This window comes from Klebsiella sp. KTE92, assembly GCF_000398905.1.
Lineage (GTDB): Bacteria > Pseudomonadota > Gammaproteobacteria > Enterobacterales > Enterobacteriaceae > Klebsiella > Klebsiella variicola.
The window spans coordinates 1,651,193-1,666,705 of record NZ_KB976100.1; the positions used below are offsets into that span (position 1 = coordinate 1,651,193).

11 protein-coding genes are annotated in these 15,513 nt (G+C 55.3%); 7 read left to right on the top strand and 4 right to left on the bottom strand.

Annotation, left to right across the window (positions count from 1 at the left end; genetic code table 11):
• Positions 1–82 precede the first annotated feature (82 nt).
• From serS to A1WC_RS17400, 5 genes are all read left to right on the top strand, one after another.
• The gene (gene serS, locus A1WC_RS17420; protein ID WP_008805848.1) at positions 83–1,375 is read left to right on the top strand and encodes a serine--tRNA ligase; all 1,293 of its coding nucleotides are present in this window, start codon (positions 83–85) and stop codon (positions 1,373–1,375) included.
• Positions 1,376–1,575: 200 nt separating this feature from the next.
• A complete protein-coding gene (dmsA, locus tag A1WC_RS17415; protein WP_016160562.1) occupies positions 1,576–4,014 on the top strand; it encodes a dimethylsulfoxide reductase subunit A in 2,439 nt (812 codons plus the stop codon).
• Between the two features lie 10 nt (positions 4,015–4,024).
• Positions 4,025–4,642: a DMSO/selenate family reductase complex B subunit gene (locus tag A1WC_RS17410; RefSeq protein WP_004201375.1), complete on the top strand. Its 618-nt coding sequence runs from the start codon at positions 4,025–4,027 to the stop codon at positions 4,640–4,642.
• Between the two features lies 1 nt (position 4,643).
• Positions 4,644–5,507: a dimethyl sulfoxide reductase anchor subunit family protein gene (locus tag A1WC_RS17405; protein ID WP_012968620.1), complete on the top strand. Its 864-nt coding sequence runs from the start codon at positions 4,644–4,646 to the stop codon at positions 5,505–5,507.
• Between the two features lie 275 nt (positions 5,508–5,782).
• On the top strand, positions 5,783–6,931 hold the full coding sequence (locus A1WC_RS17400) for an MFS transporter (RefSeq protein WP_008805851.1): 1,149 nt from the start codon (positions 5,783–5,785) through the stop codon (positions 6,929–6,931).
• Between the two features lie 165 nt (positions 6,932–7,096).
• On the opposite strand, the gene pflA is transcribed toward A1WC_RS17400, so the two are convergent.
• The 4 genes from pflA to ycaO form a co-directional block, all read right to left on the bottom strand.
• The gene (gene pflA, locus A1WC_RS17395) at positions 7,097–7,837 is read right to left on the bottom strand and encodes a pyruvate formate lyase 1-activating protein (RefSeq protein WP_002898145.1); all 741 of its coding nucleotides are present in this window, start codon (positions 7,835–7,837) and stop codon (positions 7,097–7,099) included.
• Between the two features lie 191 nt (positions 7,838–8,028).
• Positions 8,029–10,311 carry a formate C-acetyltransferase gene (pflB, locus tag A1WC_RS17390; RefSeq protein ID WP_008805852.1) on the bottom strand — a complete coding sequence of 761 codons (2,283 nt, stop codon included), beginning with the start codon at positions 10,309–10,311 and terminating at the stop codon, positions 8,029–8,031.
• 51 nt (positions 10,312–10,362) lie between these two features.
• Positions 10,363–11,220 (bottom strand): formate transporter FocA, encoded by an 858-nt coding sequence (gene focA, locus A1WC_RS17385; RefSeq protein ID WP_008805853.1) that lies wholly within the window; start codon positions 11,218–11,220, stop codon positions 10,363–10,365.
• 384 nt (positions 11,221–11,604) lie between these two features.
• Positions 11,605–13,365: a 30S ribosomal protein S12 methylthiotransferase accessory factor YcaO gene (gene ycaO / locus A1WC_RS17380; RefSeq protein ID WP_012968619.1), complete on the bottom strand. Its 1,761-nt coding sequence runs from the start codon at positions 13,363–13,365 to the stop codon at positions 11,605–11,607.
• Positions 13,366–13,481: 116 nt separating this feature from the next.
• Between ycaO and A1WC_RS17375 the strand changes: the two genes are divergently transcribed.
• The gene (locus A1WC_RS17375) at positions 13,482–14,174 is read left to right on the top strand and encodes a DUF421 domain-containing protein (protein ID WP_012542321.1); all 693 of its coding nucleotides are present in this window, start codon (positions 13,482–13,484) and stop codon (positions 14,172–14,174) included.
• 188 nt (positions 14,175–14,362) lie between these two features.
• A complete protein-coding gene (serC, locus tag A1WC_RS17370) occupies positions 14,363–15,451 on the top strand; it encodes a 3-phosphoserine/phosphohydroxythreonine transaminase (protein ID WP_016160563.1) in 1,089 nt (362 codons plus the stop codon).
• Positions 15,452–15,513 lie beyond the last annotated feature (62 nt).

The window sequence follows — 15,513 nt, forward strand, 5'->3', positions numbered from 1 at the left end:
TGCGGTAAGGTTATTACTCTATTTCCGTGGTCGTAGTCTGCGGCCACTTTTCTTTATTTAATTCGATAAGCACAGGATAAGCATGCTCGATCCCAATCTGCTGCGTACCGAGCCAGACGCAGTCGCAGAAAAACTGGCACGCCGGGGCTTTAAGCTGGATGTAGATAAACTTCGCGCGCTTGAAGAGCGTCGTAAAGTTCTGCAGGTGCAAACGGAAAACCTGCAGGCGGAGCGTAACTCCCGATCGAAATCCATTGGCCAGGCGAAAGCGCGCGGGGAAGACATCGAGCCATTACGCCTGGAAGTGAACAAACTCGGCGAACAGTTGGATGCTGCAAAGTCCGAGCTGGAAACGCTGCTGGCGGAAATTCGCGATATCGCGCTGGCGATCCCGAATATTCCTCATGATGATGTGCCGGTTGGCCGTGACGAAAACGACAACGTTGAAGTCAGCCGCTGGGGCACGCCGCGCCAGTTCGATTTTGAAGTGCGCGATCACGTGACGCTGGGGGAAATGCACGGGGGGCTGGATTTTGCCGCCGCCGTTAAGCTGACTGGTTCGCGTTTTGTGGTGATGAAAGGCCAGCTGGCCCGTCTGCACCGCGCCCTGGCGCAGTTCATGCTGGATCTGCACACCGAACAGCATGGCTATAGCGAAAACTATGTCCCGTACCTGGTGAACCAGGACACGCTGTATGGCACCGGCCAGTTGCCGAAATTCGCTGGCGACCTGTTCCATACTCGTCCGCTGGAAGAAGAAGCCGACAGCAGCAACTACGCGCTGATCCCGACGGCGGAAGTGCCGCTGACCAACCTGGTACGCGATGAAATCATCGACGAAGACGACCTGCCGATCAAAATGACCGCCCATACGCCGTGCTTCCGCTCTGAAGCCGGTTCCTATGGTCGCGACACCCGCGGTCTGATCCGCATGCACCAGTTCGACAAAGTTGAAATGGTGCAGATCGTGCGTCCGGAAGACTCCATGGCCGCGCTGGAAGAGATGACCGGTCACGCCGAGAAAGTGCTGCAGCTGCTGGGTCTGCCGTACCGTAAGGTCGCGCTGTGCACCGGCGATATGGGCTTCAGCGCCTGCAAAACCTACGACCTGGAAGTGTGGGTTCCGGCGCAGAACACCTACCGTGAAATCTCTTCCTGCTCTAACGTCTGGGATTTCCAGGCGCGTCGTATGCAGGCCCGCTGCCGCAGCAAGTCCGACAAGAAGACTCGCCTCGTTCATACTCTGAATGGTTCTGGTCTGGCGGTAGGTCGTACCCTGGTGGCGCTGATGGAAAACTATCAGCAGGCCGATGGCCGTATTGAGATCCCGGAAATTCTGCGCCCGTATATGCGTGGCCTCGAATATATCGGGTAATTTTTTCTTCCTCTCTTTTAAAAGCGCCTGCGGGCGCTTTTTTTACGCCCTTATTGATACCGGGCAATAATCCATTCTACGAATGCAGTGATACTCCCTTTGGATTAAATCAGCATAAAAAACCAATAATATTTCAAAGCAATATATATATGACTATATAGCGCTTGTCAGTTTATTGTGAGCAACCAAAGCGAGTATCCATGAAAATTAAAGCCCCCGATGCTTTACTGGCTGCTGAGGTAAGCCGCCGTGGTCTGATGAAAACCACGGCAATAGGCGGCCTGGCGCTGGCCAGCAACGCACTAACATTACCCTTTACCCGACTGGCGCATGCCGCCGATACGCCGGCACCCGCCAACGAGAAGGTGGTCTGGAGTGCCTGTACCGTCAACTGCGGCAGCCGCTGCCCGCTGCGCATGCACGTGGTGGATGGCGCGATTAAATACGTCGAAACCGATAATACCGGTGACGATAACTATGACGGTTTGCACCAGGTCCGCGCCTGCCTGCGCGGGCGTTCGATGCGCCGCCGCGTCTATAACCCGGATCGCCTGAAGTACCCGATGAAGCGCGTTGGCAAACGCGGGGAAGGGAAATTCGAGCAAATCAGCTGGGAAGAGGCGTTCGATACTATCGCCAGCAATATGCAGCGGCTGATTAAAGAATACGGCAACGAATCCATCTATCTGAACTACGGCACCGGTACGCTCGGCGGCACGCTGACTCGTTCCTGGCCGCCAGGAAAAACGCTGATTGCCCGTCTGATGAACTGCTGCGGCGGTTATCTGAACCACTATGGCGATTACTCTTCGGCGCAGATTGCCGAGGGCCTCAATTATACCTACGGCGGCTGGGCCGACGGCAATAGCCCATCGGATATTGAAAACAGCCAGCTGGTGGTGCTGTTCGGCAATAATCCCGGCGAAACGCGGATGAGCGGCGGCGGGGTGACGTACTACCTTGAGCAGGCGCGGCAGAAATCCAATGCCCGGATGATCATTATCGATCCACGCTATACCGACACCGGCGCCGGACGCGAAGATGAATGGATCCCGATTCGCCCCGGCACCGATGCGGCGCTGGTATCGGGTCTGGCGTGGGTGATGATCACCGAGAATCTGGTCGATCAGCCGTTCCTCGATAAATACTGCGTGGGATACGACGAGAAAACGCTGCCCGCCGATGCGCCAGCCAATGGTCACTACAAAGCTTACATTCTTGGCCAGGGCACGGATGGTATCGCCAAAACGCCGGAGTGGGCCTCGACGATTACCGGTATTCCGCGCGAACGCATTGTTAAACTGGCGCGCGAAATTGCCACCGCCAAACCGGCCTATATCAGCCAGGGTTGGGGGCCGCAGCGTCACGCCAACGGCGAAATCGCCACCCGGGCTATCTCGATGCTCGCTATCCTGACGGGTAACGTCGGGATCAACGGCGGCAACAGCGGCGCGCGCGAGGGCTCTTACAGCCTGCCCTTTGAGCGCATGCCGACGCTGGAGAATCCGGTTCAGACCAGTATCTCGATGTTTATGTGGACCGACGCTATCGAGCGTGGTCCGGAAATGACCGCCCTGCGCGACGGCGTTCGTGGCAAAGATAAGCTCGACGTGCCGATCAAAATGATCTGGAACTATGCGGGCAATTGCCTGATTAACCAGCATTCTGAGATCAACCGTACCCATGAGATCCTGCAGGACGACAAGAAGTGCGAGATGATCGTAGTCATCGACTGCCATATGACCTCGTCCGCGAAATACGCCGATATTCTGCTGCCGGACTGCACCGCCTCCGAGCAGATGGATTTCGCGCTGGATGCCTCCTGCGGCAACATGTCCTACGTCATCTTTGCCGATCAGGCCATCAAGCCGCGTTTCGAATGCAAAACCATCTATGAGATGACCACCGAGCTGGCAAAACGCCTCGGTGTGGAGCAGCAGTTTACCGAAGGCCGTACCCAGGAAGGCTGGATGCGCCATCTGTATGAACAGTCGCAGAAAGCGATTCCTGACCTACCAGATTTCGACACCTTCCGCCAGCAGGGCATTTATAAGCAGCGCGATCCGCAAGGACACCATGTGGCCTACAAAGCCTTCCGCGAGGATCCGCAGGCCAATCCGCTGACCACGCCGTCGGGCAAGATCGAAATCTACTCGCAGGCGCTGGCGAAAATCGCGGCCACCTGGGAGCTGCCGGAAGGGGATGTTATCGATCCACTGCCGATCTACACCCCGGGCTTCGAAAACTACAACGATCCATTGACGGCGAAATACCCGCTACAGCTGACCGGCTTCCACTATAAATCGCGCGTTCACTCAACTTACGGCAACGTCGATGTACTGAAGGCCGCCTGTCGGCAGGAGATGTGGATTAACCCGATCGACGCGAAGCAACGCGGCATTGCCAACGGCGATCGCATTCGCATCTTCAACGACCGCGGAGAAGTGCATATTGAAGCGAAGGTGACGCCGCGCATGATGCCGGGCGTTGTCGCGCTGGGGGAAGGGGCCTGGTATAACCCGGACGCTTCACGGGTGGATCAGGCGGGCAGCATTAACGTGCTGACCACCCAGCGTCCGTCGCCGCTGGCGAAGGGGAACCCGTCGCATACCAACCTCGTCCAGGTTGAGAAGCTGTAAGGAGTAACCGATGACAACTCAGTATGGATTTTTTATTGATTCCGCCCGTTGCACCGGTTGCAAGACCTGCGAACTGGCCTGTAAGGATTACAAGAACCTGACCCCGGAGGTCAGCTTCCGCCGCATCTATGAGTATGCCGGTGGCGACTGGCAGGAGGATAACGGTGTCTGGAATCAGAACGTTTTTGCTTATTACCTCTCCATCGCCTGTAACCACTGCGAAGATCCGGCCTGCACCAAGGTCTGTCCGAGCGGGGCAATGCACAAGCGTGAAGATGGTTTTGTTGTGGTCAACGAAGAGGTGTGCATTGGCTGCCGTTACTGCCATATGGCCTGCCCGTACGGCGCCCCGCAGTACAACGCCGACAAGGGCCACATGACCAAGTGCGACGGTTGCCATGAGCGCGTCGCCGAGGGGAAAAAGCCGATCTGCGTCGAGTCCTGCCCGCTGCGGGCGCTTGATTTCGGGCCGATTGCCGAGCTGCGCGCTAAGCATGGCCAGCTGGCCGCGGTAGCCCCGCTGCCGTCGGCGCACTTTACCAGGCCGAGTATCGTTATTAAACCTAACGCCAATGCCCGGCCGTGTGGCGATACCACCGGTTACCTGGCGAATCCGAAGGAGGTGTGAGATGGGAAACGGATGGCATGAATGGCCGCTGATGATCTTTACTGTCTTCGGCCAGTGCGTCGCGGGCGGGTTTATCGTCATGGCCCTGGCGCTGATGACGGGCAATCTTTCTCGCGAGCAGGAGCAGCGCGTGGTGGGGAGTATGTTTGGCCTGTGGGTATTGATGGGGATCGGGTTTATCGCCTCGACAATGCACCTCGGTTCGCCGCTACGGGCCTTTAACTCGCTGAATCGCGTGGGAGCCTCGTCGCTGAGTAATGAGATAGCTAGCGGGGCGATCTTCTTCGCCGTCGGCGGGATTGGCTGGCTACTGGCCGTGTGTAAAAAACTGCCTGCCGGCCTGCGTAGCCTGTGGCTGATAGTCACCATGGTGCTGGGCGTGATCTTCGTCTGGATGATGGTGCGGGTATACAACACCATCGACACGGTGCCGACCTGGTACACCGTCTGGACGCCGCTGAGCTTCTTCCTGACGCTGTTTATCGGCGGTCCGCTGCTGGGCTACCTGCTGCTGCGCGTGGCAGGCGTTGACGGCTGGGCGCTGCGCTTGCTGCCGGTGGTCACTTTGTTGGCGCTGCTGGCGAGTATTGTCGTGGTCCTGATGCAGGGGAGTGAACTCGCTACTATTCACAGTTCAATCCAGCAGGCCTCCGCTCTGGTGCCGGATTACGGGTTGCTTATGGCCTGGCGTATGGTGCTGCTGGCGCTGGCCCTGGCCTGCTGGTGCGTGCCGCAGATCCGCGGCCGCAAGCCGGCGGTCTCGCTGCTTAGCCTGGCGTTTGTTCTGGTGCTGGCGGGAGAGATGATTGGCCGCGGCGTATTCTATGGTCTGCATATGACCGTGGGGATGGCTATCGCCAGTTAATCGGCGTCATCATGCCGGCGGTCATACGCCGGCATGATGAAAACGTGCTGTCGATAGATGAAATTTTTCAACTGAAATCAACGTCGACATTTATTAATAAATTAAGAAAAACAACAGTGTATTATCTGTTGCCTCACCTTTACCCATTCTGTGGATAAAAAACTTCTATCGTAGCCTGCAAAACCGCATCACGCCTGATTTCAGGTGGATTGACAATGTTTTTAGCGGTGGCATGATGCGCTCGCGATCTGAACATTCCTCACGGTTTTTTACCCATGACCATCTACACCCGGCCAGTGCAAATGCTGCTCTGTGGCCTGCTTTTATTGACTCTGGCGATAGCGGTGCTGAATACGCTCGTCCCGCTCTGGCTCGCCCATGAAAATATGCCAACCTGGCAGGTCGGCATGGTGGGGTCATCCTATTTTACCGGCAACCTGGCCGGTACGTTGCTGGCTGGTTGGGTGATTAAGCGCCTTGGGTTTAACCGCAGCTATTATCTCGCGTCGTTAATTTTCGCCGTCGGCTGCGTAGGGCTGGGGATCACCGTTGGCTTCTGGACGTGGCTGAGCTGGCGGTTTATCGCCGGCGTAGGCTGCGCGATGATTTGGGTGGTGGTGGAAAGCGCGCTGGTCTGCAGCGGGACTTCCCGCAGCCGCGGCCGTCTGCTGGCGGCGTACATGATGGTCTATTATGTCGGTACCGTACTGGGCCAGCTGATGGTCAGTAAGTTACCTACCGATTTAATGAGCGTCCTGCCGTGGGTGACTGGCCTGGCGCTGGCGGCGATCCTGCCGCTGCTGTTTACCCGTATTATGGGACAGGCTGAAGAGCCGCACGAAACAGTTCGTATCTGGCCGATGCTGAAGCTGCGCCAGGCGCGCCACGGGGTCAATGGCTGTATTATCTCGGGGATTGTCCTCGGTTCGCTGTATGGCCTGATGCCGCTGTGGCTGAACCATCAGGGTGTGAGCGACGCCGGCATTGGCTTCTGGATGGCGGTGATGGTGAGCGCGGGGATCCTCGGCCAGTGGCCGGTAGGGCGCCTGGCTGACCGCTATGGCCGTCTGCTGGTGCTGCGGGTGCAGGTCTTTGTGGTCATTCTGGGCTGTATGGCGATGCTGAGTCAGGCGGCAATGGCCCCGGCGCTGTTTGTGCTTGGGGCATCCGGTTTCACGCTGTATCCGGTGGCGATGGCCTGGGCCTGCGAAAAAGTCGAACATCACCAACTGGTGGCGATGAATCAGGCGCTGCTGATGAGTTATACCATCGGCAGTCTGCTGGGCCCGACCCTGACAGCAATGCTGATGCAGAATTTCTCAGACAATCTGCTGTTTATCATGATCGCCAGCGTGTCGTTTATCTATCTGCTGACCCTGCTGCGTAAAGCCGGGCATCATCCGACGCCGGTGGCGCACGCATAACCATTCTGACGTGCAGCGAAGGCTGCACGTCATCTGTTTCTATCGCATGTTTTCCACTGCAGAGAGACGGCATTGCGCTTTTCATGAGGATCAACGGCGGGGCTGGAATGATTTCCAGTGTCGCTTCGGGCCGGCGTAAGCGCACCACCGACCCTGATGAGGCTCTTAGTACATCACCTTGTGACCATACTGCTCAAGAATGCCTTTCACCCGCTCCATGGTCTCTTTTTTCGGCGGATGAACGCCGTCCAGCTTGTACTCTTCGCCCATCGCTACCCATTTGTGTTTGCCCAGCTCATGGTAGGGCAGCAGTTCAATTTTCTCGACGTTGCCCATATCGCGGGTAAATTCGCCCAGGCGGTGCGCGGAGTCATCATCGTCTGACCAGCCCGGAACCACGACGTAGCGGATCCAGACATTGATATTCTTTTTCGCCAGATACTGGGCAAACTCGAGGGTGCGGTGGTTGGAAACGCCGACCAGGTTCTGGTGGATCTCATCGTTCATCTGCTTAAGATCCAGCATGACCAGGTCAGTCACCTCCAGCAGTTCGTCGATAACCGGATCGTAGCGACGGACAAAGCCGTTGGTATCGAGACAGGTATGAATACCTTCCTTTTTACAGGCGCGGAACCAGTCGCGAACAAACTCCGCCTGCAGGATCGCTTCGCCGCCTGATGCCGTGACGCCGCCGCCGGAGGCATTCATAAAGTGACGATAGGTCACTACCTCTTTCATTAACTCTTCAACGGTGATTTCTTTGCCGCCGTGGGTATCCCAGGTGTCACGGTTATGGCAGTACAGGCAGCGCATCAGGCAGCCCTGGAAAAAGGTAATAAAGCGGATGCCCGGGCCATCAACGGTGCCACAGGATTCAAAGGAGTGAATGCGACCAATAACTGACATTGCGGTGTTTTCTCCAGATGTGGCCCATCCGGGGCCGTGTTGGTGCACAGCTCAGCGGCTGCGTCGAGTCTGTTTTGACAGGTACCCAAAGTATAGATAACTGGCAAAGCAGGCTGGGGCGGGGATCACTTGTTAAAAAGGCCCCACTGATGTGGGGCCTTTATTGTACGCTTTTTCAGTCAGACTGGGAATTACATGGTCTGAGTGAAGGTACGGGTAATAACGTCCTGCTGCTGTTCTTTGGTCAGGGAGTTAAAACGTACGGCGTAGCCAGATACGCGGATGGTCAGCTGCGGATATTTTTCCGGGTTTTCCATCGCGTCGAGCAGCATTTCGCGGTTCATGACGTTCACGTTCAGGTGCTGGCCACCTTCGATGGACGCTTCGTGGTGGAAGTAACCATCCATCAGACCGGCCAGGTTGGTCTTACGAACTTCGTCATCTTTACCCAGCGCGTTCGGCACGATAGAGAAGGTGTAAGAGATACCATCTTTCGCGTAAGCAAACGGCAGTTTAGCAACGGAAGTCAGTGAGGCAACAGCACCTTTCTGGTCACGACCGTGCATCGGGTTAGCACCTGGTCCGAACGGCGCGCCAGCGCGACGACCGTCTGGGGTGTTACCGGTTTTCTTACCATATACCACGTTAGAGGTGATGGTCAGAACAGACTGAGTCGGGATAGCGTTGCGGTAGGTGTGCAGTTTCTGAATTTTCTTCATGAAACGTTCAACCAGGTCAACGGCCATGTCATCGACGCGAGCATCGTTGTTACCAAACTGCGGGTATTCGCCTTCGATTTCGAAGTCGATAGCCAGACCGTCTTCGTCACGAATCGGTTTAACTTTCGCATATTTGATAGCAGACAGGGAGTCAGCAGCAACGGACAGACCAGCGATACCACACGCCATGGTGCGGATAACGTCACGGTCGTGCAGCGCCATCAGAGAGGCTTCGTAGCTGTACTTGTCGTGCATGTAGTGGATGATGTTCAGCGCGGTGACGTACTGTTTCGCCAGCCAGTCCATGAAGTGATCCATGCGATCCATGACTTCGTCGAAGTTCAGGACGTCGCCTTTGATCGGTTCAGATTTCGGACCTACCTGCATTTTCAGTTTTTCATCCACGCCGCCGTTGATAGCGTACAGCATGGTTTTCGCGAGGTTAGCACGAGCACCGAAGAACTGCATTTGCTTACCAACAACCATCGGGCTTACGCAGCATGCGATAGCGTAGTCGTCGTTGTTGAAGTCCGGACGCATCAGGTCATCGTTCTCATACTGCAGAGAAGAGGTATCGATGGACACTTTAGCCGCGAATTTCTTGAAGCTCAGTGGCAGTTTTTCAGACCACAGGATAGTAATGTTCGGCTCCGGAGACGGCCCCATGGTGTACAGGGTGTTCAGGAAGCGGAAGCTGTTTTTGGTGACCAGAGTACGGCCGTCAACACCCATACCGCCGATGGATTCTGTTGCCCAAATCGGGTCGCCGGAGAACAGTTCATCATATTCCGGGGTACGCAGGAAGCGAACCATACGCAGTTTCATGACCAGGTGGTCAACCATTTCCTGCGCGTCTTGCTCGGTGATTTTACCGGCCTGCAGGTCACGTTCGATGTAGATATCCAGGAAGCTGGAGGTACGACCGAAGGACATTGCTGCGCCGTTCTGAGATTTCACGGCAGCCAGGTAACCGAAGTAGGTCCACTGGATAGCTTCCTGAGCAGTCGTTGCCGGACCGGAGATGTCGTAGCCATATTTAGCCGCCATCTCTTTGATCTGACCCAGTGCACGGTGTTGTTCAGAGATCTCTTCACGCAGACGGATGGTCGCTTCCAGATCTTCGCCGCTTTCCAGTTTTTCTTGCAGAGACTGGAACTGAGCGTATTTGTCTTTCATCAGGAAGTCGATACCGTACAGCGCAACGCGACGGTAGTCACCGATGATACGACCGCGGCCGTAAGCATCCGGCAGACCGGTCAGCACGCCGGATTTACGGCAGTTCAGGATGTCTTTGGTGTAAACATCAAATACGCCCTGGTTGTGGGTTTTACGGTACTCGGTAAAGATTTTTTTCAGCATCGGATCCAGCTCGCGATTGTACGCTTTGCAGGAACCTTCAACCATTTTAATACCACCGAACGGGATGATCGCACGTTTCAGCGGCGCTTCGGTCTGCAGACCAACGATTTTTTCCAGACCTTTCTCGATATAGCCAGCGTCGTGAGAGGTGATGGTGGAAGCCAGGGCAGTGTCAAAATCAACAGGCGCGTGAGTGCGGTTTTCCTGTTTTACACCTTCCATTACGGTGTCCCACAGCTTGGTGGTCGCTTCAGTTGCGCCAGCCAGGAAGGATTCGTCGCCTTCATATGGGGTGTAGTTTTTCTGAATAAAGTCACGGACGTTGACTTCATTCTGCCAGTCACCTTTCGCAAAACCTTCCCAGGCTGTGGCTAACTTTTCATTAAGCTCGGACATGTAACACCTACCTTCTTAAGTGGATTTTTTATTTACTGCCTGAAACAACCCTTAGTGATGGTCGTTGCCACGCAGGTAAATGACCCAGTATGTCAACCCGACCAGCAAACCTCCGCCGATAATGTTCCCGATAGTCACCGGAATCAGGTTATCAGTGATGAAGTTCATAACGGTCAAGTGTGAGAAACTTTCCGGAGTTGAACCGATAGCGGTCCAGAATTCCGGGCTCGCAAAATTGCGGATTACGATACCCATCGGGATCATAAACATGTTGGCGATGCTGTGCTCAAAGCCGCTGGCAACAAACATCGCTACCGGCAGGACCATGATCATCGCTTTATCCATCAGGCTACGACCGGAATAGCTCATCCATACGGCGAGACAAACCATCAGGTTAGCGAGGATACCCAGGCTCACGGCCTCCACAAAAGTATGGTGCAATTTGTGGTCAGCGGTCTGCAGGACGTTTAGCCCCCAACCGCCGTTGGCAGTCATATATTCGCCTGATAACCACATCAGCAGCACAAACAGCAGTGCGCCCACCAGGTTACCAAAATAGACGTTGAGCCAGTTTTTTGCCAGTTGCCCCCAGGTGATTCGACCGCTGGCTTTCGCCACCACGATCAGCACAGTAGAGGTAAAGAGGTCAGCGCCGCAGATAACGCACAGAATCAGACCCAGGGAAAAACAGACCCCACCGATAAGCTTGGCAATCCCAAAAGGCATCGCGGCAGTGCCGGTGGTCGCGGTGATATAGAATACGAAAGCGATGGAGATGAAAACGCCAGCGGTGATCGCCAGATAAAAGGTCTTCATCGGATGCTTCGTTGCTTTATAGACACCTGCTTCTTCGGCGACTTTCGCCATCGCGGCAGGGAGCAAAAGATCAAAAGGGTTGTCAGCTTTCACACTAACTCTCTCTTTATATAAGTTGGCGGTGAGATACTAACAAAGCATTATAGAAGGGAAATTGATATAGATCATATCTCACCGGAACTATATGCCTTTTTAGTGTGTGGTTTTTGCTTGTTTGATGCTTAACTATTTGAATTTTTTATGGAAAATAAATTTTAAAATTTATAAGTTATGTTGAATTTTTTCGTTTTTGCCCCAGTATTTGAGTTAATTAAAATGGAGTATTTTATTTTAAATTAACAATTGGTAAATGATATTAGTGCGATATTTACTATTAATTAACTTTACAACTACAAACTATAGTGGCTCCCTCGCCAGGTTAAAATAACGGAGCCGCATCGGGCTCCGTTGTTGGCAAGCATGTTGGCGTATGGGGGCTTATTTTGCCCAGAACGCCGCTTTCGCCCGCTGCAGCTTTTCATACGCTTTCAGCAGCGACTGATGAGCCGGGAAGGCTTGCAGATCGCTGTCGACAGCCTGAAGGCCATAGAACGGGGCTTCGCCGCTTAGCGCAGCGCTGGCGGCTTCGACCGCATCGGCGCCATACATACGGATGAAGGCGTTCAGATACTGCAGCGGCTGACGCTCCTCTTCCTGGCTCAGCAGCAGCAGGGTCTGCAGGCAGCGATAGTAGTTTGCGCGCTCAGGGCTGAAGACAGAGGCATTGAATTCCATGGTCCATTCGGTCCAGATCAGCGCCTGTTCCAGATCGCCGCCAGCCAGGGCCAGCATCGCTTTCAGCTCGCCGACGCGCAGGGTATACCAGCCGTTGTCTTTCCCGGTGGCAAGGCCCAGCAGTTCGCGAACGCGGGTGAAATCATCCAGGCCTTCGTCATCCATTTGTTCGATGAGCGCCAGATAATCTTCTTTTTCCCACTCGCTGCCCGGCAGAGACAGAATGGTGTCCCGCAGATGGGCGCCCATGCTGTTGTTTGCCAGCCACAGGTCTTCTGCCGGATAAATATCCGACATGCCCGGAACGATGATACGGCAGGCGTAAACGCCCAGATGCTCGTAGTCGGCAATGTACACTTCTTTATCTTCGGCCTTGAAGATGGCCATCAGGGTGGCGAACTCTTCTTCGGTGGTGCCGGAGAAACTCCAGTCAACGAACGGATAGTCGGCATCCTGCTTGAACATATCCCAGGAGATCAGGCCGCTGGAGTCGATGAAGTGGGTTTCGAGGTTCGCGTGCTCGGCGACTTCTTCGTCATCAAAGGTCGGCGGCGTAAAGACATCAAGGTCTTTCAGGCTGCGACCCTGCAGCAGTTCTGTGACGGTACGCTCCAGCGCCACGCCGAAGTCCGGGTGGGCGCCAAAGGAAGCGAAGCAGGTGCCGTTAGTCGGGTTAAACAGCACGACGCAGATAACCGGGTATTTGCCGCCCAGCGAACCATCGTAGGCGAAAATCGGGAAGCCTTCGGCTTCAAGTTTTGCGATCGACTCCACGACGCCAGGATAGCGCGCCATGACTTCCGCCGGGATCTCCGGCAGGCTGATGCTCTCTGCGATGATGCGGTTTTTTATGTGACGTTCAAAGACCTCTGACAGGCCCTGCACACGTGCTTCATTCGGGGTATTCCCTGCAGACATACCGTTGGATACGTACAAGTTGCCAACGATATTCATCGGAATATAGACGGTTTCGCCGTCGGACTGGCGGGTAAAGGGCAGGCCGCATACGCCGCGCTCATCGTTCCCCGACTGCAGATCCACCAGCATGCTGGCGGTCAGCTGATCGTCCGGATCGTAGAACGCGAGCAGACGGGCATCCAGCAGACCTTCCGGGACATCGTCGTTTTCGGTCAGCGGGAACCACTTTTCGTTCGGGTAGTGAACAAACGGGCCATTAGCGATAGTGTCGCCTAACCAGAAGTCGGCGAAGAAATAGTTGGTGGACAGGCGCTCGAAATATTCGCCCAGCGCGGAGGCCAGGGCTGCCTTTTTGGTGGCGCCTTTACCATTGGTAAAGCACAGCGCGCATTCTTTATCGCGAATGTGAACGGACCACACGTGCGGCACCGGGTTCAGCCACGAGGCCTCTTCGATATCAAATCCGAGGTCGAGCAATTTCTGCTGGAAGCGAGCGATGGAATCTTCCAGGGCGGCATCTTTGCCGGGAATAAACGTTTGGGTCATGGCGATCACTTTTGTCGTACGGAAAGCGCGCAATGATACGGCTTTTATCTGACAGGTGCTATCTCCATCATCTGGCTATGCTTAGAGGCAACTTATGACCCACAGGGAGATGATAGATGAAAGCCTTTGACTGGCAGCGGATGGCGCTCGATAAAGTGCCGGTGGAGTTTCTTGCCGAGGTGGCGTTGCGCAGCCTCTATACCTTCGTTCTGGTCTTTATTTTCCTCAAGATTACCGGACGGCGCGGCGTGCGGCAGATGTCGCTGTTCGAGGTGTTGATTATTCTGACCCTCGGTTCGGCGGCAGGGGACGTGGCGTTTTATGACGATGTACCGCTACTGCCGGTGCTGGTGGTCTTCATCACGCTGGCGCTGCTGTATCGCGGCATCATGTGGCTGATGGGGCACAGCGAAAAGCTGGAGGATCTCCTGGAAGGTAAACCTATCGTGGTGGTCGAGGAGGGGCAGTTGGCGTGGGAGAAGCTGCATGCGGAAAACATGACCGAATTCGAATTCTTTATGGAGCTGCGGGTCAACAGCGTCGAGCAGCTTGGCCAGGTCCGGCTGGCGATCCTTGAAACCAACGGGCAGATCAGCGTGTTTTATTATCCGGATGAAGAGGTCAGAGCGGGGTTGTCTATCCTGCCTACCCACTGTACCGCGCGTTACACCACGATTCCGCAGGAGGGGATCTATGCCTGCGTACGCTGCAGCATCGTGATGGCGATGCAGGCGGGAGAAAAGCGAATATGTTCCCGCTGCGCAAATGCAGAATGGTCGAAGGCCAGCCGAGCGAAACGACTCACCTGACAGCAAATATGTCGGTTTTATTACGTCAAGCCGATAGATTCTGTTGTGTGACGGTGGCCGCGTTTTACCGTCGGCGAGTTTTAGCCATTGCGGACCGTGTCACTGAATGATAAAACCGATAGCCACAGGAATAACTTATGCCCGCGGCGGTTCGCGGGCAAAACAACATAGCAACGTGGTGAGGGGAAATGGCTCAGGTCTATAACTTCAGTTCGGGCCCGGCAATGCTGCCGGCGGAAGTACTCAAACTGGCTCAGCAAGAACTGTGCGACTGGCACGGTCTGGGTACGTCGGTCATGGAGATCAGTCACCGTGGTAAGGAGTTTATCCAGGTGGCAGAAGAGGCAGAACAGGACTTCCGCTCTCTGCTGAATATCCCTTCCAACTATAAAGTTTTGTTCTGCCACGGCGGCGGCCGCGGCCAGTTCGCGGGGATCCCGCTGAACATCCTCGGCGATAAAAACGTCGCTGACTATGTGGACGCCGGCTACTGGGCCGCCAGCGCGGTCAAAGAGGCGAAGAAATACTGCACGCCGAACGTTATCGACGCGAAAATCACTGTCGATGGCAAGCGAGCTGTTACGCCGATGAGCGAGTGGCAGCTGACGCCGGGCGCGGCCTATCTGCATTACTGCCCGAACGAAACCATTGACGGTATCGCGATTGATGATACGCCGAATTTCGGCGACGACGTCATCGTCGCTGCTGATTTCTCCTCCACCATTCTGTCCCGCGAAATTGACGTCAACCGCTTCGGTGTAATCTACGCCGGCGCGCAGAAAAATATTGGCCCGGCAGGGCTGACGCTGGTCATCGTGCGTGAAGATCTGCTGGGCAAAGCCAGCGTGGCCTGTCCGTCGATCCTCGACTACACCGTGTTAAGCGAGAACGACTCGATGTTTAACACGCCGCCGACGTTCGCCTGGTATCTGGCTGGTCTGGTGTTTAAGTGGCTGAAACAGCAGGGCGGCGTCGCTGCGATGGATAAAATCAACCAGCAGAAAGCCGAACTGCTTTATGGCGTTATCGATAACAGCGGGTTATACCGTAACGATGTGGCGCAAGCCAACCGCTCACGCATGAACGTGCCGTTCCAGCTGGCGGACAGCGCACTGGACAAACTGTTCCTCGAAGAGTCGTTTGCCGCCGGGCTGCACGCGCTGAAGGGCCACCGCGTGGTGGGCGGCATGCGCGCCTCCATCTACAATGCGATGCCGCTGGACGGCGTGAAGGCGTTAACCGACTTTATGCTGGACTTCGAACGCCGCCACGGTTAATCGCCTGTTTCTTTCTTCCTCCCCGCGGCCTGTCTGCGGGGTTTTTATTCTGTTTGTTTGAG